Raw genomic sequence first — 21,527 nt, 5'->3', positions numbered from 1 at the left:
TTAAGCAACATGGCGCCGCTGGGTTGTCGCTCGGTTAAAATCGAGGTTGAAGCCCTGATTAATTCGCGCCTGGGTTTAGTCTTTCGGTAACCAGGATCTCGCCTCCTTCGGAGCCTCTACCGCCCCCGCGCAGCGGGGGAGGTCGGAGCAAATGAGGAGACGCTGCTACCCCAGCCCCGCCGCGACGGCGGCGCGGTAGACGACCAGCGAGGCCAGGTAGGCCATCGCGGTCATGTAGACCAGCATGACGATCGGCCAGCGCCAGGAGTTGGTCTCGCGCTTCACGACGCCGAGCGTCGAGATGCATTGCGGGGCGAAGATGTACCAGGCGAGGAACGACAGCCCGGTGGCGATCGACCAGTGGTTGGCCAAGGTGGTGGCCAGCATGCCCGGGTCGGAGTCGGTCGCGGCGACGGCGTAGACCGTGCCCAGCGCCGCCACGGCGACCTCGCGGGCGGCGAAGCCCGGGATCAGCGCCACGGTCATCTGCCAGTTGAAGCCGATCGGGGCGAGCAGCGGCTGCAGCGCATGGCCGAGTTGGCCGGCGAACGAGTAGTCGATCGCCGGCTCGGTCGCGCCGGCAGGCGCCGCCGGGTAGGTCGACAGGAACCAGATCAGGATGGTCAGCGGGAAGATGATCCGGCCGGCGCGCTCGACGAAGATCTTGCCGCGCAGATAGAGGTTGCGCAGCACATTCTCCGGGTCCGGCAGCTTGTAGGTCGGCAGCTCCATCAGGAACGGCTCGACCGCGCCGCGCCAGAACAGCCGCCGGGTCAGGAACGAGATGCCCAGCGCGCTGAAGATGCCGGCGGCGTAGAGGCCGAACATCACCAGCCCCTGCAGGTTCAGGAACCCGGCGACGCTGCGGTCGGGGATGAAGGCCGAGATGATCAGGGTGTAGACCGGGATCCGCGCCGAGCAGGTCATCAGCGGGGCCACCAGGATGGTGGTCAGCCGGTCGCGCTTGTTGTCGATCACCCGGGTCGCCATCACGCCGGGGATGGCGCAGGCAAACGAGGACAGCAGTGGGATGAAGGCGCGCCCGTGCAGCCCGGCGCCGCCCATGATCCGGTCCATCAGGAAGGCGGCCCGGGCCATGTAGCCGAAGTCCTCCAAGAGGAGGATGAACAGGAACAGCACCAGGATCTGCGGCAGGAACACCAGCACGCTGCCGACCCCGGAGATCACCCCGTCAGTCAGGAAGCTGGTCAGCGGTCCGGCCGGCAGGGCGCCCGCAACCAGCCCGCCCAGCGCGCCGAAGGCGGTCTCGATCAGGTCCTGGGCCGGGGCGGCCCAGCTGAACACCGCCTGGAACATCAGGAACAGCAGGCCCATCAGGATCGTCAGGCCGGCGAGCGGATGCAGCAGCACCGCGTCGATGCGGGCGGTCATGGTGTCCGGCCGCTCCGGCGGGCGGACATAGGTCTTCAGCAGCCGTTGCGCCTCGCGATGCGCCTGGCGGATCTCCGCGGCGGTCGGCTCGCGCCAGACGTTCTCGCCGGCGAGCGCGCCGGCGTGGGCGATCTCGTCGACCTTGGCGACCAGCTCTTCGATGCCACGCTTGCGGGTCGCGACGGTGGTGACGATCGGGCAGCCCAGTTCGCGCTGCAGGCCGTCGAGGTCGATCCGCAGACCCTGGCGCTGGGCGATGTCGTACATGTTCAGCGCCAGCACCATCGGCCGGCCGACGGCCTTCAGCTCGAGGATCAGCCGCAGCACCAGGCGAAGGTTGGTGGCGTCGGCGACGCAGACCAGCACGTCGGGGGTCTGTTCGCCGGCCAGCCGGCCGAGCACCGCGTCGCGGGTGACTTCCTCGTCGGGGCTGCGGGCGCGCAGCGAATAGGTGCCGGGCAGGTCGAGGATCGACAGCGTCCGGCCCTCGCTGGTCTTTAGCTGGCCTTCCTTCCGCTCGACGGTGACGCCGGCATAGTTGGCGACCTTTTGGCGGCTGCCGGTCAGCGCGTTGAACAACGCCGTCTTGCCGGAATTGGGGTTGCCCACCAGCGCCACGCGGGCGGTGGCGGCGAGGGTGTCGGTGGCGACGTTCATCGGCGGTCGGCGTGGTCGGCGAACCGCACCCAGATATCCTCGGCGTCGCCGCGGCGCAGGGCGACGCGCATGTCGTCGACCCGCACGGCGATCGGGTCGCGGCCGATCGCGCCCTCGTGCAGGACCTCGATCTCGGCGCCCTCGACGAAGCCGAACTCCAGCAGGCGGCGTTGCAGCTCCTCGACGCTCAGGCCCTGCTCGGCGGGACGCGACTCGGCGCGGACGTCGACGATCACGCCGGCGTCTCCGGGGCGGGCCTGGCTGAGGCGCCGGACGGCCGTATCGACGGCCGACGTGGGGGCGAGCATGTCGTGCATCAAAAGTGACGCCTTGCGATACTTTGCGAACGATTATCAGTTACGGACAAAGCGCCGCAAACACAAGCGCCAAGGACATTTTGCCCCGCTTCCGAGGCCGGCGATTTGGGCCTGCGCAATTTTGCAGGCTCACGTTGACCGGGGCCGCTCGGTGGCTAGAGTGCCGCCGCCCAGAGCGGGCGGCTTAACCGCCGCGCGCGCCGGGGGCCCCAGTGGCGAAATGGTAGACGCGGCAGACTCAAAATCTGCTGTCGAGAGGCGTGCTGGTTCGAGTCCGGCCTGGGGCACCATTCGCATGAGTTTGCGCAGATCCGTGGGCGCTTCAGCGCCACCACGAGCCCGCTGAATCGTTATGCTTCCAGCACCTAAGGTTCGGTGATGGACGCTCTGGAACTCTCCGACCACGACATCACGCCGGAGCGCGGATTCCTCTGTGGGTACGATGCGGATGCGGTGCGGCTTCCCGCCGACCTCGCCCCGGCGGTGGAGGCCGCCGCCAGCCTTCCGCGCACGCTGCCCACCGGCCGCGTGCGCGCCCACCTCGAACAGTTGCCGGAACTCGACCTCACGGGCTTCTGCGCCGAGGCGGCCGACCCGGCGGTGCGCAGCGCCATGGTGCGCTACGCCTTCATGGCGCAGGCCTATGTGTGGGGCGAAGCGGCGCCGCCCGCCCGCCTGCCGGCGACGCTGGCCAAGCCGATCTGGGCGCTGGCCCGCCGGCTGGGCGAGAAGCCGCTGCTGTCCTATTCGGCCTATGTGCTGGACAACTGGGGCCGGCTCGACTCGGCGGGCCCGATCGCGCTCGACAACCTGTTCATGGTCCAGAACTTCCTCGCCGGTCAGGACGAGGCCTGGTTCGTGCTCGTGCATGTCGCCATCGAGGCCCGGGCCGGGGCGATGCTCGCGGAGGCGCCAGCGCTGATCGCGGCCGCCGACCAGCACGACGCCGACAGCGCCGAGCGCGGCCTCCTGGCCGTCGCCGCCGTCTGGGACGACGTCAGCGCCATCTTCGATCGCATGCCGGAGCGCTGCGATCCGTACATCTACTTCCACCGCGTGCGGCCCTACATCCACGGCTGGAAGGACAATCCGGCGCTCGGCGCGGGCCTGGTCTACGAGGGGGTGGCTGAAACCGGCGGCGAGCCCCAGGCCTTCCGCGGCCAGACCGGGGCGCAGAGTTCGATCGTGCCGGCGCTGGACGCCTTGCTGGGCGTCCGCCACGCCCAGGACCCGCTGCGCAGCTACCTGGACGAACTGCATGCCTATCGACCGCCGGCGCATCGCCGGTTCATCGACCGCCTGCGGGCTGAAAGCCGGCTGCGCGCGTTCGTCGCCGCGGCGGGCCGCCCGGCGCTTCGCGAGGCCTATAACGAGTGCGTCCTGCGCGTGGCCCGCTTCCGCGCGCGCCACCTCGAGTACGCCGCCAGCTACATCCATCGGCAGGCGCGGGACTCGGCCGGCAACGCCACCGACGTCGGCACCGGCGGCACGCCGTTCATGGCCTATCTGAAGAAGCACCGCGACGAGACCGCAGCGCAACTCCTGCCGGGATGAGGGGCGGGGCTACTGGCGGCGCGGCGCGGGGCGGCTGAGCACATAGGCCGCACAGCCGGCCATCACGCCGCCGACCAGGGCCGCGGTGATCAGGCTCGGGTGGATGGCGATCCAGAACATGCCATAGCCGCCGGCCATGCCGGCGCAGGCCGCAGTCTTGCCGCGCCGGCCGATCGCGCCTTCCGCCCGCCAGGCTCGGAGCGTCGGGCCGAACTGCTTGTGGTTCAGCAGCCAGGCCTCGAAGCGCGGCGAGGAGCGGGCGAAGCAGGCCGCCGCGAAAATCAGGAAGATGGTCGTCGGCATCAGCGGCAGCAGCGCGCCGACGAAGGCCAGGCCGACGCAGGCGAAGCCCAGCAGCAGCCACAGCGGCCGGGTGAGCGGCGCGCCGCGGGCGGAAGCGTCGGTCTGGGGGGTAGGGCGGCCCATGCGCGCGCAATCAACCACGCGAACGCTCGTCCGCCCAGCGGGCTTTCGAACGCCGCGGCGATACGCAACTGTCACAATCGCGACCGTAGAAGACGCCGCGAACTCGGGGAGCAAGCGCGTGAAGACATTGGCGATGCGGCTGGCGGCGATCGGTGCGGCTCTGCTTTCGGCCTCGGCGGCGGTCGCCGCGCCGCCTCCGGCGCAGCCGAAGCTGGTGGTGGCGATCTCGGTCGATCAGCTGAGCCTGGAGCTCTACGAACGTTATCGCCCGACCTTCACCGGCGGGCTGAAGCGGCTCGGCGAGGGGCTGGCGTTCACCGGCTACCAGTCGCACGGCGCGACCGAGACCTGTCCCGGCCATTCCACCATCCTGACCGGCGCCCACCCGGCCCGCACCGGCATCGTCGCCAACAGCTGGTACGACCGCGCGAGCGGCAAGACCGTCTACTGCGTCTCGGTGGAGGGCGGCGGCGAGCCGGACGCCCGCGGCCCCGGCAAGCTGCGCGTCGACGCGCTCGGCGACTGGCTGAAGCAGGCCCGGCCGGGCGCGCGCTCGGTCGCCGTCTCCGGCAAGGACCGCGGGGCGATCATGATGGCCGGCCAGCACCCCGACGCGGTCTACTGGTGGGCCGACAAGCGGGGCTTCGCCACCTCGCGCCATGCGGGGCCGACGACGCCGCAGGTGCTGGCGCCGGCCGAGGCGTTCAACGCCGCGCGCTCCGCCGCCTGGCGGGCCGCGCCGCCGCGTCTCTGGCCGCAGCAGATCTCCGCCCGCTGCGCCGCGCTGCAGAAGCCGCACCGCTTCGGCGCGCTCGAGCTCAGCGGCGCGGTCCCGCCGCAGACCGCGCCGGGCGGCGTGCTGGCGCCGGACGCCCGGGACTTCGACGAGGAGCTGCGGGCCTCGCCGGAGCTCGATCGGCTGACGTTGGCCTTCGCCGATCAATTGGTGGACCGCTTCCGGCTGGGGCAGGGGCCGCAGACCGACCTGCTGGCGATCAGCCTGTCGGCGACCGACGCCATCGGCCACCGCTACGGCAACGGCGGGGCGGAAAGCTGCGTGCAGCTCGCCTCGCTCGATGCGGCTCTGGGCGCCTTCCTCGCCGGGCTGGACCGCCGCGGCGTGCCCTATGTCGTGATGCTCACCGCCGACCACGGCGCGATCGACGCGGCCGAGCGCCTGGATCCGCCGGCGATCCGGGTCGATGGGCGCGCGATCACCCGCGGCCTCGCGCGGCATCTGCAGGCGACCTTCGGGCTTTCATACGAGCCGGTGGCCGGCAATTCGCGCCAGATCGTCCTCACCCTGGCGGCCGCCGACGCGCCGCGGCGCGGCGAAATCCTCGCCGTCGCCACGGCCTGGCTGAAGGCGCGGCCGGAGGTCGCCGCCGCCTACACCGCCGCCGAGATCGCCGCGGTGCGGATTGCGCCCGGCACGCCGGTCACCGCGCTCACCGTGCCGGAGCGCTTCGCCGAGAGCTTCGACGCCGAACGCAGCGGCGACATCCTCGTCGCCTATGTCGAGCGGGCGACTGTCGGCATGCCGCGCGAACTGGGCGACAGCGTCGCCGGCCACGGCTCGCCCTGGGACTACGACCGCCGGGTGCCGATCCTGTTCTGGTGGCGCGGCGTCACCCCGGCCCGTGAGGCGGCGCCCATGGAGACGGTGGACATCGCCCCGACGCTCGCACCGCTGATGGCGGTCGCCGCCCCGCAGGTCGACGGCCGTTGCGTCGAGATCGGCCAGGGTTGCGCCGTCGGCGCGCGGTGAAAAAGGGCGGCCTCTAGCGCGGCCCCAAGGTTGCGCTGGGGGTGCGACATTGCAAATGAGATCGCATCGCAAAAAGAGCCTTGCGACCGACTCGCACTTGCACCATCATCCTCGTCAACAAAGGCCGCGAAGGCGGCTGGCGTCCTGATAGGGATGAAGGTCGGTCACGTGTACGTGTGCAATTGCAACGGTATCCGCGAGCGGGAAGTCCGCGCCGCCATCGCCGCTGGGGCCCGTAGGCCCGCCGATGTCTTCAGGTCCCGGGCGTGCTCGCCCAAGTGCGCCAAATGCGTGTGTGACATGCGCGGCATGATCGCGGAGTCCAAAGAGGCGCTTCGCTACGCCGCGGAATAGACCTGCGCAGGTCCCGAGCGGGATCCGCGCAAGTCGTTGAGTGAAGAGAGCATCAACTGCTCAGGTTGTCAGATCCGAGCGGGAAATAGCTCGTGGGCGCCTTGCGCCTATTGCCAGCCGGGCCGGATGGGACGATTCTCCGCGCGTTGTATTCAGGAGAGGTCCCATGAAAGGCGATCCGGCGATCATCGCTCGGCTCAACGAGGTGCTGACGAACGAGCTCACCGCCGTGAATCAGTATTTCCTGCATGCACGGATGCTCGACAACTGGGGCTGCACCAAGCTCGGCAAGGTCATCTACGACGAATCCATCGACGAGATGAAACACGCCGACAAGCTCATCAAACGAATCCTTTTTCTTGATGGCCTTCCCAATCTCCAGGACCTGCACAAGCTTTCGATCGGCGAGAATGTGCTGGAGGCGCTGACCGCGGATCTGCAACTTGAGGTCGGCGGTCGGGCGACTTTGGTGGCCGGCGTCGCTCAGTGCGAAACCGTCCAGGACTATGTCAGCCGCGAGATCCTGTCGGAGATCCTGCGCGACACCGAAAACCACATCGACTACCTCGAGACCCAGCTCAAGCTGCTGAGCTCGATGGGCGAGGCCAACTACATCCAAAGCGCCGCCGGCGAGTTCGACGAGTAGCCTGTTGCGGCCGGGGAGCGCTGGCGCCAGGCGCGGGGGCTCCCCACCTAACGACGCATCCTCAAGGGCCTTCCGGAGCCCGAAGATGCGCCAGCCCGCCGTTCTCTCCGTCGCCATTCTTTCTGTCACCGTCAGCCTCGCCGCCGCCGGCCCGGTCCGCGCCCAGGCGCTGCCGTCGCCGTCGCTGCAGCAGCAGTTGGATTTCCAGCTGCGGGCCAACGACCTGCGCGCACGGCAGGACCAGGCCGATCAGCGCGCGGTGATCCTCGAAAACCGGCTGACCAACCTCGAAGCGCAGACGCGCACCCAGCAGGCCCTCGACGACCTGCAGCTGCAGAGCCAGACGCCGGCGCTGCCGCAGCCGCCGGCCAGCGGGCCGCTGCCGCAGATCGACGCCAGCGGCCTCGTCTCGATCCCCGACGACACGCTCGCCGCCTCCAACGCCCGGGTCCGCGCGGCGGCGGAGAACCGGCGCTAGCGCTCCTCGATCACAGGCGGCTGGAGCGCGGGCCCGACCTGCCGCGTTATCGGCTCGGCGGTTGATCGGAGCGAGAACGACATGCGGTGGGAAGGCGGACGCCAGTCGGGCGGCATCGAGGACCGTCGCGGTCTCGGCCCGGCCGCGGCCGGCGGGCTGGGGCTCGGCGGAATCGTGCTGGCGCTGATCGGCTACTTCGTGTTCGGCATCAATCCGCAGACGACCATGGAGGCAGTCGACGGCCGCGGCGCGCCCGCGGCGCAGCAGGAAGGCGTCCGCGGCCAGGTCGCCGACCGCGAGGGACAGTTCGTCGACGTGGTCGCCACCAATGTCGACGACGTCTGGGCGCCGCTCTTCCAGGACGCGGGCCGCACCTACCGGCCGCCGGCGGCGATGGTGCTCTACACCCAGTCGACCGGCACCGGCTGCGGCCTCGGCCAGTCGGCGATGGGCCCGTTCTATTGTCCGACGGACCAGAAGGTCTATCTCGACCTGTCGTTCTGGCAGGAGCTCGGCGGCCGCTTCGGGGCCGGCGGCGACGCGGCCAAGGCCTATGTCATCGCCCACGAGATCGGCCATCACGTGCAGCATCAGCTGGGCGCCGACCAGCAGGCCCGGCGGATGGGCGCGCAGGGGGCCGAAAGCGGCTCGGTGCGGCTCGAGCTGCAGGCCGACTGCTACGCCGGCGTCTGGGCGGCGCACGCCGCCCAGGTCTCCGGCGGCCAGGTGGCGCTGGCGCCGAACGACGTCGAGGACGGCCTGCGCGCCGCTGCGGCGGTCGGCGACGACACCCTGCAGCAGCAGGCCACCGGCCGCGTGGCGCCGGACAGCTTCACCCACGGCAGTTCGGCCCAGCGGGTGCGCTGGTTCCGCGTCGGGGTGCAGAGCGGCGATCCGTCGGCCTGCGACACCTTCAACACCAGCCGGCTCTAGCCGGCGAAGCGCGGCTCCGGCACGCCGCGCACGCCGAGCCCCTCGATCACATAGACCTCGCCCCCGCCGGCCTGGGCTGGCTCGCCGAAGAAGCTCGGGTCGATCGTCGTCACATAGAGCTGGTCGAGGTTCGCGCCGCCGAACGCCACGCTGACCGCCAGCCGCACCGGCATCGCGACCTCCCGCTCGACCCGGCCGTCGGGCCGGAAGGCGACCACCTTGCCGGCGCGGAAGATCGCCATCCAGACCAGGCCGTCGCGGTCGGTGGTCGCCCCGTCCGGCATGCCGCCGAGCGCGGTGGTGTCGGCGAACAGCCGTCGGTTGGCGGCGGCGCCGGTCTCCAGGTCGTAGTCGTAGGCGTAGACCGCGTTCTTCAGGCTGTCTGAGAAGTAGAGCGTCGCGCCGTCCGGCGACCAGCAGGGGCTGTTCGAGAAGTGGATCCCGCGGTCGAGCTCGCGAAAGCGCTGGTCGGCGCCCAGGCTGTAGAGGCCGCCGATTGGCTGCGGGTCGCTCATGTCGCTGTCGCACAGGCCGATGGCGAAGCGGCCGCGGCGGTCGACCTTGCCGTCGTTGAACGTCGCCCGCGCCGGCGCGCCCTCCAGCTGGGCGATCGGCGCGAAGTCGCCGGTCGCCAGATCGAGGCCCCAGACGGCGTCCTTCATCGCCACGACCGCGCCGCCGCGCTGGCGCAGCGCCATGGCCCCCACCGCGCTCGGCGTCTCCCAGCTCCGCGTGGTCCCGGCGGCCGGGTCGTAGCGGTGAACCTTGCGGCCGGTGATGTCGAGGAAGTAGAGCGCCTGCTCGTCGGCGTACCAGAGCGCCCCTTCGCCCACCATGCAGCGCCGCGTATCGACGCGATGGATCTGCACGTCCGTCCTCCCGATCTTCTCTCACTTTATCTGCGCGCACGATGACGCGCGGCGGCCCAGGCGGTCAAACCGCCGCGCGGGCGCTCAGAGCGTGGGGGAGGGGGCCGGCTCCAGGCCCATGCAGACGGCGACGCAGCGCCGCGCCAGCTCTTCGGCCGGCGTGATCAGCGGGACGTGCAGCCCGGCGGAATCGAGCACCAGCGGCAGCTCGACGGCGCCGGCGATCAGCACCTCGGCGCCGCCGGCGATCAGCTCTTCGGCGAAGGCGCGCATCTCGGCGCGGCGTTCGCGGCCGAGGTCGCCGTCGCGCAGCGCCTGCAGCGCGGCGGCGAACGCCTGCGCCCGCTCGCCCTCCAGGCTGACCATCCCCATGGCGTGGGCGGCGATATATTCGCGGTAGAGCCGGATCGCGCCGCGCGGCGCCAGCACGCCGACCCGGCGCGCGTCCGCCATCCGCGCGGCGTCGGCCGCGGCGTCGATCATGTCGACGACCGCCAGCCCCGAGGCCCGCTCGATCAGCTCGGTGTGGGCGTGGGCCGCGTCGTCGATGATCGCCAGCACGTCGGCCCCGGCGCCGGCCAACGCGCCGGCCGCTTCGGCCAGCAGGAAGCCGGCGTTCGCCGCGTCGGGGTCGGCCAGCTTCGGATTGATGTCGGCCAGCACCCGGATGTGGTCGCGTTCAAGCGCCGCCGGGGTGTTGGCTTCCAGCCGCTGCAGGAAGTCCAGGGTCGCGGCTGGCGTCAGGCCGAGCACGCCCAGGGTCAAGGCCGGCCTCAAGAGGCAGGCTCCGGACGCGGCGCGCGCAAGGCAGGCGGGCGGGCGGGGGGCATGTCCCGGCCTAACCCGATCACGCCGGATCCGCCAGCAACCTGTGAAAAGGCTGGCGTGCGAAGCGCACAACGCTTACCTTCCCGGCCTCCTCGGGGGGCCGCGCTGGAGCGGCTGAGAGGCGGGTAAACCCGCGACCCGTCGAACCTGATCCGGGTCATGCCGGCGAAGGGAAGGGAAGGCTGATTTCCGTCCTCGCCGCAGGTCCGCTTTGACTGAACGAGGCCGCGCGTCATGAACAAGCCTGCTGGAAATCTGGAAGCCGCCGCCATTCCGACCGGGGAGCGTCCCGGGTCGCGGAAAGTCTATCAACAGGGCGAACGCTGGCCGGACATCCGCGTGCCGTTCCGCGAAGTTGCGGTGCACCCGAGCGCCAACGAGCCGGCGCTGACCCTCTACGACCCGTCCGGCCCCTACACCGACCCGTCGGTGAAGATCGACATCGAGAAGGGCCTGCCGCGCACCCGCGAGCCCTGGGTCGTCTCCCGCGGCGACGTCGAGATCGTCGAGAACCCGCGCGAGGTGAAGCCCGAGGACAACGGCTTCGCCAAGGGCGATGGCCTGGCGCCGCAGTTCAGCGCCCCGCGCCGCGTCTACCGCGCCAAGACGGGCGCCGTCGTGACCCAGCTGGAATATGCGCGCCGCGGCATCATCACGCCGGAGATGGAATACGTCGCCATCCGCGAGAACCTGCGCCGCAAGGAGACTGACGCCTTCATCCGTGACGGCGAGGACTTCGGCGCCGAGATCCCGGACTTCTGCACCCCGGAATTCGTCCGCGACGAGATCGCCCGCGGCCGCGCCATCATCCCGGCGAACATCAACCACACCGAGCTCGAGCCGATGATCATCGGCCGAAACTTCCTGGTGAAGATCAACGCCAACATCGGCAACTCGGCGGTGCTGTCCCACGTCTCCGACGAAGTGGACAAGATGGTGTGGTCGATCCGCTGCGGCGCCGACACGGTCATGGACCTGTCCACCGGCCGCAACATCCACAACATCCGCGACTGGATCGTCCGCAACAGCCCGGCGCCGATCGGCACGGTGCCGATCTATCAGGCCCTGGAGAAGGTCAACGGCGTCGCCGAGGACCTGACCTGGGAGGTGTTCCGCGACACCCTGATCGAGCAGGCCGAGCAGGGCGTGGACTACTTCACTATCCACGCCGGCGTGCGGCTGGCCTATGTGCCGCTGACCGCCAAGCGGGTCACCGGAATCGTCTCGCGCGGCGGCTCGATCATGGCCAAGTGGTGCCTGGCGCACCACAAGGAGAACTTCCTCTACGAGCACTTCGAAGACATCTGCGAGATCATGAAGGCGTACGACGTGTCGTTCAGCCTTGGCGACGGCCTGCGTCCGGGCTGTATCGCCGACGCCAACGACGCGGCGCAGTTCGGTGAGCTGGAGACCCTGGGCGAACTCACCCAGATCGCCTGGAAGCACAATGTGCAGGTGATGATCGAGGGCCCCGGCCACGTGCCGATGCACAAGATCAAAGCCAACATGGACAAGCAGCTGAAGACCTGCGGCGAGGCCCCCTTCTACACCTTGGGCCCGCTCACCACCGACGTGGCTCCGGGCTACGACCACATCACCAGCGCCATCGGCGCGGCGATGATCGGCTGGTTCGGCACGGCGATGCTCTGCTACGTCACGCCGAAGGAGCACCTGGGGCTGCCGAACCGCGAGGACGTGAAGGTCGGGGTGATGACCTACAAGCTCGCCGCCCACGCCGCCGACCTCGCCAAGGGCCATCCGACCGCCCGCGCCTGGGACGACGCCATCTCCCGCGCGCGGTTCGAGTTCCGCTGGGAGGATCAGTTCAACCTCGGCATCGATCCGGAGACGGCGCGCGAGTACCACGACGAGACCCTGCCGAAGGAGGCGATGAAGACCGCCCACTTCTGCTCGATGTGCGGTCCGAAGTTCTGCTCGATGAAGATCAGCCAGGACATCCGCGACGCGGCCCGGTCGCAGAACGACGTGGCCGAGAACGCCGCGGCGCAGAGCGACCTCGACGCCAACCTCGACGAGATGGCGCGCAAGTTCCGCGAATCCGGCGGCGAAATCCTGGTGCCCGTGACGCCTCAGGGTTGAGTCGGGCGGCAGCGCGTTCGGCGAGAGCGGCTGCCGGTTTTGCGATCAAAACGGGCTCAAATCCCCTGATTTGAGCCCGTTGCCTGCCGATCCGGTGGTTCGCCCCGATCGGGCGTGGCTCTATCGCCACTGCGGCGACCGCAGCGACGATGTTTCAGGGTTGCGACAAAATCCTACGACAACTCTGGCCAAAATTGGTGTAGGGGACCGCTCGCTGGCTTTTATGGCCCTTCCAGGGCAACCGAACTTACGATCAAGGGGATTGATATGAAGCTCCGTCTCACCGCCGCGCTCGTCGCCATCGCCGCTGGCGCCTTCGCCACCGGCGCGATGGCCGAACCGGTCGTCGCCAAGCTGCAAACGCCGGGTTCCGGCGCGGCCAAGCCGGTCGCCGGCGGCGCCGTGTTCGAGTGCCTGGGCGATGTCTGCGCTGCGCGTGCGCCGTCGGCCGACACCGCCTCGCTGCGCGGCTGCAAGGATCTGGCCCGTCAAATGGGCGCGGTGAACTCGTTCGGCCCGCCGTCGAAGCCGCTGTCGGGCGACCAAGTGTCGGCCTGCAACGAGTCGGCCCGCAAGTAGGACCTGCGCGGACCGGGCCGCGAGCGCGGCCCGTCCGAACAGCCGAACTTGGCGCAAAAATAAGAACGCCCGCGCGAGCGGGCGTTCTTTTTTATGGTCGCGATGTCAGCGGCGGCCGCGCGCGGCCGCCGGCCGGGACGTCAGTCGCGGTGCGGGCTGGCCGAGGCCTTGGCCTTCGCCGGCCACACGCGCACGACGACCGCCACGGTCACCGAGCCCAGCACCGCCGCGGCGGCGCCGGCCCATTGCATCGGCGTCATGCCCACGGCGGCGTAGTGCCCGGCCAGTGCGCCGGAGGCGAACACCATGATGGCCGAACCCCACTCGGCGGCTTCCTTGGACGAGATCATTACGGCGGCGCTCCCTGCAGCGGCTCGGTTGGCGACGTTGAGATGAGGCGAACCCCTTAGCCGCTTCCGTCAAAGAACGCCATGCGGCGTCGTCGCGCAGTACGCTGCGGTGCAGCATAGCCTTAGCCCCGCCCTATCGGGCCGGTCCGTCGTCGTAGACGGCCCCGAACGTCCGGGTCGGGCGTTGAGCAGGCGGGAGCGGCGCTCCCGCTACTTTTCAGCTCCAGAAAGGACGACCGATGATCCGCAAGGCGAGCGCGGTGTGGAAGGGCGACGGCCGCAACGGGACCGGGGCGCTGACCACCCAGTCCGGGGTGCTCACGGACAGCCTCTATGGCTTCAAGACCCGTTTCGAGAACGAGCCTGGCACCAATCCGGAAGAACTGATCGCGGCGGCGCACGCCGGCTGCTTCAGCATGGCGCTGGCCTTCGGCCTGCAGGCCGAGGGCTTCACCGCCGAGGAACTCCGCACTGAAGCCGCGGTGACGCTCGAGCCCGACGGCGACGGCTTCAAGATCAGCCGCTCGGCGCTGACGCTGCGGGCGCGCATCCCCGGGATCGACGGCGCGAAGTTCCTCGAGCTGGCGCGCGGCGCGGAGAAGAACTGCCCGGTGTCCAAGGTGCTCAACGCCGAGATCACCCTCGACGCCGAGCTGACCGGGAGCTGAGCCGACGGCGCGGCCCGGCTCAGGCCCGCGCCGTCAGGGCGTGGTCGTCGGATCCGGCGTCGGCGCCGGCGGCGCCGCAGGCGCGGTCGGAGCGGTCGGGGCGACCGGGGCCGTCGGCAGGGGGTTCACCGTCATCGGGTCGGTGGCCGGCGAGTTGGGCGCAGCGATCGTCGGCGGCGTCGTGGCGCTGGCGTTCGCGCCGGCGCTCCCCGGCGCTCGGCGCGGGCCGCACGCGCGGCGCAGGCGTCTGCGCCGGCGGCGTGGCGCGGCGTGCGGCGGGCGCCGGCTTGGCGGCTTCGCCCGTCGCCGGGGCGGGGCCGGGCAGGCTCGTCTCCGGCGGCGCGACGACAGCCAAGGCGACCGGAGCGCCGTCCGGGCCGCCGGGGGTCAGCTCTGGAACGCCCCGCTCGCGCGGCTGGCTGGCGTACCAGCCGACGGCGGCGATGATCGCCAGAGCCGCGGCGCCGGCGATGATTGCGCCGGCCGGCGCGGCACGGCGCGGCGGGTAGCCGGTCTGCAGGCCGACGTCTGCGGGCTGGGTCTCATAAGCGGCGTCGACCGGCTCGCCGAGGCCGCCGGCCTCGCCCGCGTCCATCGCCGGATCGCTGGCCGGACGGTGGCCTCCCTTGCGATCCTGCTCCCAAAGCGGAACCGACGCGAAGATCGCGCCGTCGGTCCCGGATGTGGCGGCGCCTTCGCGCCCGCCGGGTTGCACAGGCATTTCAACTCTCTCCAGTACAGTGTCGCGAGGTCAAACGGCCTCTCCCCGGAGCGGTTCCGACGCCGAAATCCCGATGCGAGGGGGGAGAAGCTTCTGGCGGCGGAGCAACCCGACGGCCCAAAATTCAGCGAATACTGCGGAGCTGGAAAATCGCGCCGGCGACTTCATGACGCGGCGCGGGATGGATGCTGCCGCCGGCGGTCGATCTTCCGGAGGGCGACTGTGACATCTCCCGGCGTGGCGCGGCTCGCACGTCTGTGACCGCCGCGTCCGCGCGCTTGTGCTTGACCCGGCGCCCGACGCGCCGCCAAGCTCCCTATCCAAGTCGGAGGAGAGGATGCGCCTTAAGGCTAGGCTTCAGCGTGAGTGGCGTTTTCTGCGCGGCCTCAACCGGACACTGGCGCGGGTAAAGTCGATCGACCCGGGCTCCGGCCACCTGCTCTGCGACGACCTCGAGGCGGCGGTGGCGAAGTGGCGCGACCGGCCGGCGATCACGTTCGAGGGGCGGACCCTGACCTATGGCGAGCTCGACGCCATGGCCAACCGGTTCGCCCACTGGGGCAAGAGCCTCAACCTGCGGCGTGGCCAGACTGTGGCGCTCTTCATGCCGAATCGGCTGGAGTATTTCGCGATCTGGTACGGCCTGTCGAAGATCGGCGTGGTCACCGCACTCATCAACAACCAGCTGGCCGGCCTGCCGCTGGCGCACTGCCTGAACATCTCCGGCGTCAGCCACGTCATCGTCGACGCCGAGAGCGCGCCGGCGTTCGAGGCCGCCCGGGCGCTGATCGAGCGGCCGCTGCAGCAGTGGGTGCTGGGACCGGCGCGCGGCGACCAGCGCGACCTGAGCCAGGCCCTGAAGAGCTGCAGCCAGCTGCAGCCCGACCGCCGCATCCGCGAGGAGCTGCAGGCGCGCGACACCTTGCTGCTGATCTTCACCTCGGGCACGACCGGCATGCCCAAGGCGGCGCGGATCACCCACGTGCGCGGCCAGCTGTACATGCGGGGTTTCGCCGGCGCGACCGACGCACGCGAGACCGACCGGATCTACGTCGCCCTGCCGCTCTACCACGCGACCGGCGGGCTCTGCGCGCTCGGCGCGGCCCTGCTCAATGGCGGCTCGGTGGTGCTCAAGCGGCGCTTCTCGGCGAGCCACTTCTGGGAAGAGGTGGTGGCCGAAGGCTGCACCATGTTCGTCTACATCGGCGAGCTCTGCCGCTATCTGGTCAACCACGCCCCGAGCGACGACGAGACCCGGCACAAGGTGCGGATGGCGTTCGGCAACGGGCTGCGGCCCGACATCTGGCCGGTGATGAAGCAGCGCTTCCGGATCCCGGAGGTCCTGGAGTTCTACGGCTCGACCGAGGGCAACGTCAGCCTGTTCAACTTCGACGGCAAGGAAGGCGCCGTGGGCCGCGCGCCCAAATGGCTGCGCAGCCGCTTCAATGTGCGGGTCATCCAGTTCGACGTGGAGAACGAAAAGCCGATCCGCGGCGCGAACGGCTTCTGCATCGAGGCGGGCGCGGGCCAGGTCGGCGAATGCATCGGCCGGATCGGGACCGACGCGCGCGCCCAGTACACCGGCTATGTCGACAAGGCGGCCTCCGAGAAGAAGGTGCTGCACGACGTTTTCGAGAAGGGCGACGCCTGGTTCGCCACCGGCGACCTGATGCGTATCGACGGCGACGGCTACCTGTATTTCGTCGACCGGATCGGCGACACCTACCGCTGGAAGGGCGAGAACGTCTCGACCAACGAGGTCGCCGAACGGCTGCAGGCCGCGGCCGGCGTGCTGCAGGCGAATGTGTTCGGCGTGGCGGTCGACGGCGCGGAGGGGCGCGCCGGCATGGCGGCCCTGGTGGTCGACGAGAGCTTCGACATCAAGACGTTCGGCGCCCACGTCGCCCAGGAGCTGCCGCTCTACGCCCAGCCGCTGTTCGTGCGCATCCTGCCGGCGATGGAGACCACCGGCACCTTCAAGATGCGCAAGATGGATTTGGTGGCCGACGGCTACGACCCGGGCAAGGTCAAGGGGCCGCTGTTCTTCCACGACCCCAAGCGCGGCTATGTGAAGGTCACCAAGGCGGTCTACGACAAGATCGCCTCCGGCCTGGTGAAGGTCTGAGGAGCGCGTTCCGCAAAAGTGGACGCCGGTTTTGCGACAAGAACGCGCTCAAGCTTCTGAATGGCCTTACGGCCGCTGAACGTGCTCCGGCTTACCCTTGCGTTTGGTCGAGGCCATCTTTTCGAGCTCGGCCTCGCTCATCGACTCGGCCATGTGCTTGGACGGTTCGCGGGCCTGCGACTTCGGGGTCTCGCCGCGCTTGACCGACAGCGCCGCGCCGGCGGCCTTCTGCTGAGCCTTGGACTTGGCGGGCATGGGAGGTTCTCCTCGCGTGAACCGCACCAACCCTGACGAGCGGCGGGAAGTTGCGGTCAGCCGATGATCATCGGCGGGCGGCGAAGGCTGGAGCCAACCCGCGCTGATTTCATTTGTCTTACGGGCTAGGGCGGCCCGGATTGCAGCATGCGTTTGTCGCTGCCAGGGCAGGCTCGATCCACCCTGGATGCCTGGGCACATCGGCTTCCGAGGTCGCTGGCGATTGCGCTCGATCTGATCCCGGCGGATCCGGAAGATGCGGCGATAATCCGGGGCGCGCAGGTCCACGCCATCGTGCGGGTTTCGCCCTACGTCATGGCGGCGAGCTGTTTCAACGGAATAGTCGTGCTCGCGACGTTCGCCGCCCTGGGCGCCCTGCGCCCGGTGCTCTGGGTCTGGGCGCTGTTGCTGTTCGCCATGGCCCTGCGGTTTTCCCGCGCCTGGTGGGGCCGGACGGACATTGCACGGCGGTCCGTGTCGCGCAGGACGGTCCGGCGCGCGATCCTCAACGGCGCGGCCTTTGGCGCCCTCTGGGGCGCGGTGCCTGCGGTCACCTATCCGGGCGCACCGGTCCAGATCCAGCTCTTCGTCGCCTGCGTGACCTCCGGCATGATGAGCGCCGGCGCTTTCGTCCTGGCGGCCGTTCCACTCGCCGGGATGGCGTACGTGGCGATGGTGGCGGCCGGCGCCCTTTACGCTCTGGCGCTGGACGGCTCGCCCGCCTCGGCCGGGATCATCGCGCTGCTGGCCAGCTACCTCTTGGTGATCGTCGTCGCGCTCAACTGGACCGCGGCCCTGCTGGTTAACAGCCTGCTGGCGGAGGCGCAGATTCGCCGCGAGGTGGCCGCGCGCGAGCAGGCGCAGGCGCAGTCGGCGCACGCCGAGCGCATGACCGCGCTTGGCCAACTCGCCGGCGGGATCGCGCACGACTTCAACAACATCCTGCAGGTGGTCAGCGGCGGCGCGGCGCGCATCGACCGGGATCCTGGGAACCGGGAAGGCGTCGTTCGCGATGCGCAGCGAATTCAGGACGCGGTCGAACGCGGCAGCGCGATCAGCCGCCGCCTTCTGGCCTTCGCCCGCCGTGACGCCCTGAACCACGAAGCAGTCGACGCCGCCGCACTGTTGACCGACGTGGGCGACCTGCTCGCCCACACGATCGGACCGTCGATCAACGTTCACATCGACGTCGCCAGGACGCCGGGCCGCTGCATGGCTGACCGGCGGCAGCTCGAGACCGTGATCCTGAACCTGGCGACCAACGCCCGGGACGCCATGCCCAAGGGCGGCGACCTGACGGTTTCGGCGGCCGGCATGGTGCTCGACCACGACTGCGAGCATCCGCGCCTGAAAGCCGGCGCCTACGTCCGTATCGCCGTCGCTGACACCGGAACGGGCATTGGCGCAGAGACCCTGAGCCGGGTCGCGGAGCCGTTCTTCACCACCAAGCCCAAGGGAAAGGGCACGGGGCTCGGCCTGTCGATGGCCAAGGGGTTTGCTGAGCAGTCCGGCGGGGCCTTTGCGATCGCCAGCGAGTTGGGGCGCGGCACGACGGTCACGCTTTGGCTGCCTCAGGCCGACGCCAACCTTGCGCCCCCGCCAACGGATTCGACCCGTGAGTCTGCGGCGGCTGTCGGGCGTCGCGTGCTCATGGTCGACGACGACGAACTGGTGCGGGAGATGTTGATGGCCTCGCTGGAAGACGCCGGCTTCGTGATCCTCGAGGCGGAAGACGCGGCGAACGCGCTCGCGCTTCTTGATCAGGGCGCAGAGGTCGACGCCTTGCTCACCGATTTCTCCATGCCGGGCATGGACGGGCTCGACCTCATTCGTGAGGTCCATGCCCGCAAGCCCGACCTGCCGGCGATCCTGCTCACGGGTCACGTCGGCGAGGTCGCCGCGCAAGCGGTCCATCGCCAGCGGAGCGACCGCTTCACGCTCCTGCAGAAACCCATGAAGCCGGCGCAGATCGCCGAGCGCCTAGCGGCGTTGATCGCCTAAAGGCGCGCCTGCGCCCTCAGTGTCCCTTCCAGACCGGCGGGCGCTTCTCGGCGAAGGCCTTTGCGCCCTCGAGCTTGTCTTCGCTTGTCGCCTGGGCGGCGAAGGCGGGATACCTCGCCTGGGCCTGCAGCGCGGCGGCCAGGCTCGGCTCGTCCAGACTCTTCAGCATGGTTTGCTTGCTCGCCTCGATCGCCAGCGGCGCGCCCTTCAGGATGTCGGCGCACCAGCGCTCGACGGCGGCGGCCAGTTCGCCCGGCGCGACCAGTTCGTTGACCAGGCCCAGCCGGTACGCCTCGGCGGCGCTGATCCGCCGCGAGCTCAGCGCCAGCCCCATCGCCTGCTTCAGGCCGATCTGCCGCTGCAGCCGGTGCAGGCCGCCGCCCAGCGCCACCGTGCCGACCAGCGGCTCGGGCAGGCCGAAGCTGGCGGTCTCGGCGGCGATGATGATGTCGCAGGCCAGCGCCAGCTCGAAGCCGCCGCCGAGCGCCAGGCCGTTGACCGCGGCGATCACCGGCTTGGCCAGGTCGAACCGCGCGATCAGCCCGGCGTAGCCGCTGTCCGGGTAGGGCCGCGCCTCGCCGGCGGCCATCGCCTTCAGGTCGCTGCCGGCGCAGAACGCCTTCTCGCCGGCGCCGGTGACGACGCAGATGCGCTGCTCCGGATCGGCCGCGAAGCCGTCGAACGCCGCCTGCAGCGCATGGTGCATGTCCGGGGTGATGCTGTTCATCGCCTGCGGGCGGTTCAAGGTGATCGTCGTCACCTGTCCGCGGCGGTCGACCGTGATGGAGTCCATGGGGGCATGTTTCGCCGCCGTCCCGACGCCCAACAAGAGCGGGTGCGCCGAGAGGCTAGCGTAGGCGCCGGCTGGAGCTTAGTCCGGGCGAATGCGCCAACCCCTTCGTCATCCCGGCCGGAGCGAAGCGGAGAGCCGGGACCCAGGGGCGGTGTGCGGGGCCCCCTAGGTCCGGGATCGGCCTTGCAGGCCGTCCGGGATGACGGGGTTGCTTGGACGCGAAGCCGCGCAGCCCTACGGCAGCGCGACCTCGAAGGTCGGCTCGGTCTTGGCCTTGATCTCTTCGACGCTCACGCCGGGCGCGAGCTCGATCAGGGTCATCGGGCTCTTGCCGCGGTCGGTGCGGAAGACGCCGAGGTCGGTGACCACCAGGTCGACGACGCTGGCGCCGGTCAGCGGCAGCGAGCAGGCGTTGACCAGCTTCGGCGCGCCGGACTTCTCGACGTGCTCCATGACCACGACGACGCGCTTGACGCCGGCCACCAGGTCCATGGCCCCGCCCATGCCCTTCACCATCTTGCCCGGCACCATCCAGTTGGCGAGGTCGCCGTTGGACGCCACCTGCATGGCGCCCAGGATGGACAGGTCGATGTGCCCGCCGCGGATCATGGCGAAGCTGTCGGCCGAGCTGAAATAGGACGAGCTGTCGAGCTCGGTGATGGTCTGCTTGCCGGCGTTGATCAGGTCCGGGTCGGCCTCGCCCTCGTAGGGGAAGGGGCCCATGCCCAGCATGCCGTTCTCGCTCTGCAGCGTCACGGTCATGCCGGTCGGGATGTAGTTGGCCACCAGGGTCGGAATGCCGATCCCGAGGTTGACGTAGAAGCCGTCGCGCAGCTCGGTCGCGGCGCGCGCCGCCATCTCATCGCGAGTCCAGGGCATCAGATCTCCTCCCCAGCGGCGGCGCCGGCGGTTTCGCGCGGCCGTGTTGTCACGCGTTCGATGCGCTTTTCGAACACTGCGCCCTTGATGATCCGGTCGACGTAGATGCCCGGCGTGTGGATCTGGTCGGGGTCGAGCGCGCCCACCTCGACCACGTCTTCGACCTCGACGACGGTGACCTTGCCGGCGGTGGCCATCATCGGATTGAAGTTCCGCGCCGTCTTCCGATAGACGAGGTTGCCCTCGTGATCGGCCTTCCAGGCCTTGACGATCGACAGGTCGGCGGTCAGGCCGCGCTCCATCACGTAGAGCTCGCCGTCGAACTCGCGGACCTCCTTGCCTTCCGCCACCAGCGTGCCGACGCCGGTCTTGGTGAAGAAAGCCGGGATGCCGGCGCCGCCGGCGCGGATGCGCTCGGCCAGCGTGCCCTGCGGATTGAACTCCAGCTCCAGCTCGCCCGACAGGTAGAGCTTTTCGAACAGCTTGTTCTCGCCGACGTAGCTGGAGACCATCTTCTTGATCTGGCCGCCCTCCAGCAGGATGCCGAGGCCGAAGCCGTCGACGCCGCAGTTGTTGGAGATGACCGTCAGGTCCTTCACCCCGCTCTGGCGGATCGCCGCGATCAGGTTTTCGGGGATGCCGCACAGGCCGAACCCGCCGGACATGATGGTCATGCCGTCGAACAGCAGACCCGCAAGGGCCTCGACGGCTGTGGCCTGGACCTTCCTTGTCACCAGCTGGCTCCTTCCCCTGCGCTTCGGCGTCGATGCTGCGCCGCAATATCAAGGCCGACTTAGCATGGAAACGGCTTTGGCGTGATCCCGATGCGATTTC

At 69.9% G+C, this 21,527-nt stretch carries 22 protein-coding genes, 1 tRNA gene and 1 riboswitch; of the genes, 12 read left to right on the top strand and 11 right to left on the bottom strand.

Translation table 11 applies throughout. The features are described from left to right. Positions 1–165: 165 nt before the first annotated feature. Entirely contained in the window at positions 166–2,049 is a 1,884-nt protein-coding gene (feoB, locus tag ACSQ14_RS14290; RefSeq protein WP_436013866.1) for a ferrous iron transport protein B, read from the bottom strand. Next, complete coding sequence (locus ACSQ14_RS14285) at positions 2,046–2,357, bottom strand: FeoA family protein (RefSeq protein ID WP_436013864.1); 312 nt, start codon at positions 2,355–2,357, stop codon at positions 2,046–2,048. Before ACSQ14_RS14285 ends, feoB begins: the two co-directional genes overlap by 4 nt. Positions 2,358–2,572: 215 nt before the next feature. On the opposite strand from ACSQ14_RS14285, the gene ACSQ14_RS14280 reads away from it, so the two are divergent. Both ACSQ14_RS14280 and ACSQ14_RS14275 read left to right on the top strand, forming a co-directional pair. Next, positions 2,573–2,656 (top strand) — tRNA-Leu (locus ACSQ14_RS14280). Between the two features lie 88 nt (positions 2,657–2,744). Then, positions 2,745–3,920 (top strand): hypothetical protein, encoded by a 1,176-nt coding sequence (locus ACSQ14_RS14275; RefSeq protein ID WP_436013862.1) that lies wholly within the window; start codon positions 2,745–2,747, stop codon positions 3,918–3,920. 9 nt (positions 3,921–3,929) lie between these two features. Here the strand turns inward: ACSQ14_RS14275 and ACSQ14_RS14270 are convergent, their stop codons facing one another. Continuing rightward, a complete protein-coding gene (locus tag ACSQ14_RS14270) occupies positions 3,930–4,346 on the bottom strand; it encodes a YbaN family protein (RefSeq protein WP_436013860.1) in 417 nt (138 codons plus the stop codon). A gap of 118 nt (positions 4,347–4,464) precedes the next feature. On the opposite strand from ACSQ14_RS14270, the gene ACSQ14_RS14265 reads away from it, so the two are divergent. The 5 genes from ACSQ14_RS14265 (at position 4,465) to ypfJ (ending at position 8,525) form a co-directional block, all read left to right on the top strand. After that, a complete protein-coding gene (locus tag ACSQ14_RS14265) occupies positions 4,465–6,114 on the top strand; it encodes an alkaline phosphatase family protein (RefSeq protein WP_436013858.1) in 1,650 nt (549 codons plus the stop codon). Between the two features lie 168 nt (positions 6,115–6,282). Further along, the gene (locus ACSQ14_RS14260) at positions 6,283–6,468 is read left to right on the top strand and encodes a (2Fe-2S)-binding protein (protein WP_436015428.1); all 186 of its coding nucleotides are present in this window, start codon (positions 6,283–6,285) and stop codon (positions 6,466–6,468) included. 166 nt (positions 6,469–6,634) lie between these two features. After that, positions 6,635–7,114: a bacterioferritin gene (bfr, locus tag ACSQ14_RS14255; protein WP_436013856.1), complete on the top strand. Its 480-nt coding sequence runs from the start codon at positions 6,635–6,637 to the stop codon at positions 7,112–7,114. A gap of 85 nt (positions 7,115–7,199) precedes the next feature. Further along, on the top strand, positions 7,200–7,592 hold the full coding sequence (locus ACSQ14_RS14250) for a hypothetical protein (protein ID WP_436013854.1): 393 nt from the start codon (positions 7,200–7,202) through the stop codon (positions 7,590–7,592). A gap of 81 nt (positions 7,593–7,673) precedes the next feature. After that, a complete protein-coding gene (ypfJ, locus tag ACSQ14_RS14245; RefSeq protein WP_436013852.1) occupies positions 7,674–8,525 on the top strand; it encodes a KPN_02809 family neutral zinc metallopeptidase in 852 nt (283 codons plus the stop codon). On the opposite strand, the gene ACSQ14_RS14240 is transcribed toward ypfJ, so the two are convergent. Continuing rightward, on the bottom strand, positions 8,522–9,394 hold the full coding sequence (locus tag ACSQ14_RS14240) for an SMP-30/gluconolactonase/LRE family protein (RefSeq protein ID WP_436013850.1): 873 nt from the start codon (positions 9,392–9,394) through the stop codon (positions 8,522–8,524). The two genes, ypfJ and ACSQ14_RS14240, sit on opposite strands and share 4 nt — an antisense overlap. Before the next feature lie 84 nt (positions 9,395–9,478). Continuing rightward, positions 9,479–10,171 carry an aspartate/glutamate racemase family protein gene (locus ACSQ14_RS14235; protein WP_436013848.1) on the bottom strand — a complete coding sequence of 231 codons (693 nt, stop codon included), beginning with the start codon at positions 10,169–10,171 and terminating at the stop codon, positions 9,479–9,481. A gap of 134 nt (positions 10,172–10,305) precedes the next feature. After that, positions 10,306–10,413, top strand: a riboswitch (TPP riboswitch). Positions 10,414–10,456: 43 nt separating this feature from the next. Between ACSQ14_RS14235 and thiC the strand changes: the two genes are divergently transcribed. Continuing rightward, positions 10,457–12,322, top strand: a complete 1,866-nt coding sequence (gene thiC, locus ACSQ14_RS14230; RefSeq protein ID WP_436013846.1) for a phosphomethylpyrimidine synthase ThiC — start codon at positions 10,457–10,459, stop codon at positions 12,320–12,322. A 267-nt stretch (positions 12,323–12,589) separates the two neighbouring features. Beyond that, complete coding sequence (locus ACSQ14_RS14225; protein WP_436013844.1) at positions 12,590–12,901, top strand: CC_3452 family protein; 312 nt, start codon at positions 12,590–12,592, stop codon at positions 12,899–12,901. 140 nt (positions 12,902–13,041) lie between these two features. Here the strand turns inward: ACSQ14_RS14225 and ACSQ14_RS14220 are convergent, their stop codons facing one another. Then, a complete protein-coding gene (locus ACSQ14_RS14220; protein ID WP_436013842.1) occupies positions 13,042–13,251 on the bottom strand; it encodes a hypothetical protein in 210 nt (69 codons plus the stop codon). 239 nt (positions 13,252–13,490) lie between these two features. Here ACSQ14_RS14220 and ACSQ14_RS14215 point away from each other — a divergent pair, with 239 nt between their 5' ends. Further along, on the top strand, positions 13,491–13,919 hold the full coding sequence (locus tag ACSQ14_RS14215) for an OsmC family protein (RefSeq protein WP_436013840.1): 429 nt from the start codon (positions 13,491–13,493) through the stop codon (positions 13,917–13,919). 19 nt (positions 13,920–13,938) lie between these two features. On the opposite strand, the gene ACSQ14_RS14210 is transcribed toward ACSQ14_RS14215, so the two are convergent. Further along, on the bottom strand, positions 13,939–14,640 hold the full coding sequence (locus ACSQ14_RS14210; RefSeq protein WP_436013838.1) for a hypothetical protein: 702 nt from the start codon (positions 14,638–14,640) through the stop codon (positions 13,939–13,941). A 337-nt stretch (positions 14,641–14,977) separates the two neighbouring features. Between ACSQ14_RS14210 and ACSQ14_RS14205 the strand changes: the two genes are divergently transcribed. Further along, entirely contained in the window at positions 14,978–16,765 is a 1,788-nt protein-coding gene (locus ACSQ14_RS14205; protein ID WP_436013836.1) for a long-chain-acyl-CoA synthetase, read from the top strand. Between the two features lie 66 nt (positions 16,766–16,831). Here the strand turns inward: ACSQ14_RS14205 and ACSQ14_RS14200 are convergent, their stop codons facing one another. Next, the gene (locus ACSQ14_RS14200) at positions 16,832–17,020 is read right to left on the bottom strand and encodes a DUF3008 family protein (protein WP_436013834.1); all 189 of its coding nucleotides are present in this window, start codon (positions 17,018–17,020) and stop codon (positions 16,832–16,834) included. Positions 17,021–17,167: 147 nt separating this feature from the next. Here ACSQ14_RS14200 and ACSQ14_RS14195 point away from each other — a divergent pair, with 147 nt between their 5' ends. After that, the gene (locus tag ACSQ14_RS14195; protein WP_436013832.1) at positions 17,168–19,021 is read left to right on the top strand and encodes an ATP-binding protein; all 1,854 of its coding nucleotides are present in this window, start codon (positions 17,168–17,170) and stop codon (positions 19,019–19,021) included. Positions 19,022–19,037: 16 nt separating this feature from the next. On the opposite strand, the gene ACSQ14_RS14190 is transcribed toward ACSQ14_RS14195, so the two are convergent. From ACSQ14_RS14190 to ACSQ14_RS14180, 3 genes are all read right to left on the bottom strand, one after another. Next, positions 19,038–19,814 carry an enoyl-CoA hydratase-related protein gene (locus ACSQ14_RS14190; RefSeq protein ID WP_436013830.1) on the bottom strand — a complete coding sequence of 259 codons (777 nt, stop codon included), beginning with the start codon at positions 19,812–19,814 and terminating at the stop codon, positions 19,038–19,040. A 234-nt stretch (positions 19,815–20,048) separates the two neighbouring features. Beyond that, positions 20,049–20,693 (bottom strand): 3-oxoacid CoA-transferase subunit B, encoded by a 645-nt coding sequence (locus tag ACSQ14_RS14185; RefSeq protein WP_436013828.1) that lies wholly within the window; start codon positions 20,691–20,693, stop codon positions 20,049–20,051. Beyond that, positions 20,693–21,367, bottom strand: coding sequence for a CoA transferase subunit A (locus ACSQ14_RS14180; RefSeq protein WP_436015426.1), 675 nt, complete (start codon positions 21,365–21,367; stop codon positions 20,693–20,695). The genes ACSQ14_RS14185 and ACSQ14_RS14180 overlap by 1 nt, the downstream gene beginning before the upstream one ends. Positions 21,368–21,527 lie beyond the last annotated feature (160 nt).

Origin of the sequence: Phenylobacterium sp. LjRoot219 (genome assembly GCF_964252995.1) — a bacterium.
Classification (GTDB): domain Bacteria; phylum Pseudomonadota; class Alphaproteobacteria; order Caulobacterales; family Caulobacteraceae; genus Phenylobacterium.
The sequence above is the reverse complement of the archived record's forward strand: the minus strand, read 5'-3'. Positions and strand labels throughout refer to the sequence as shown.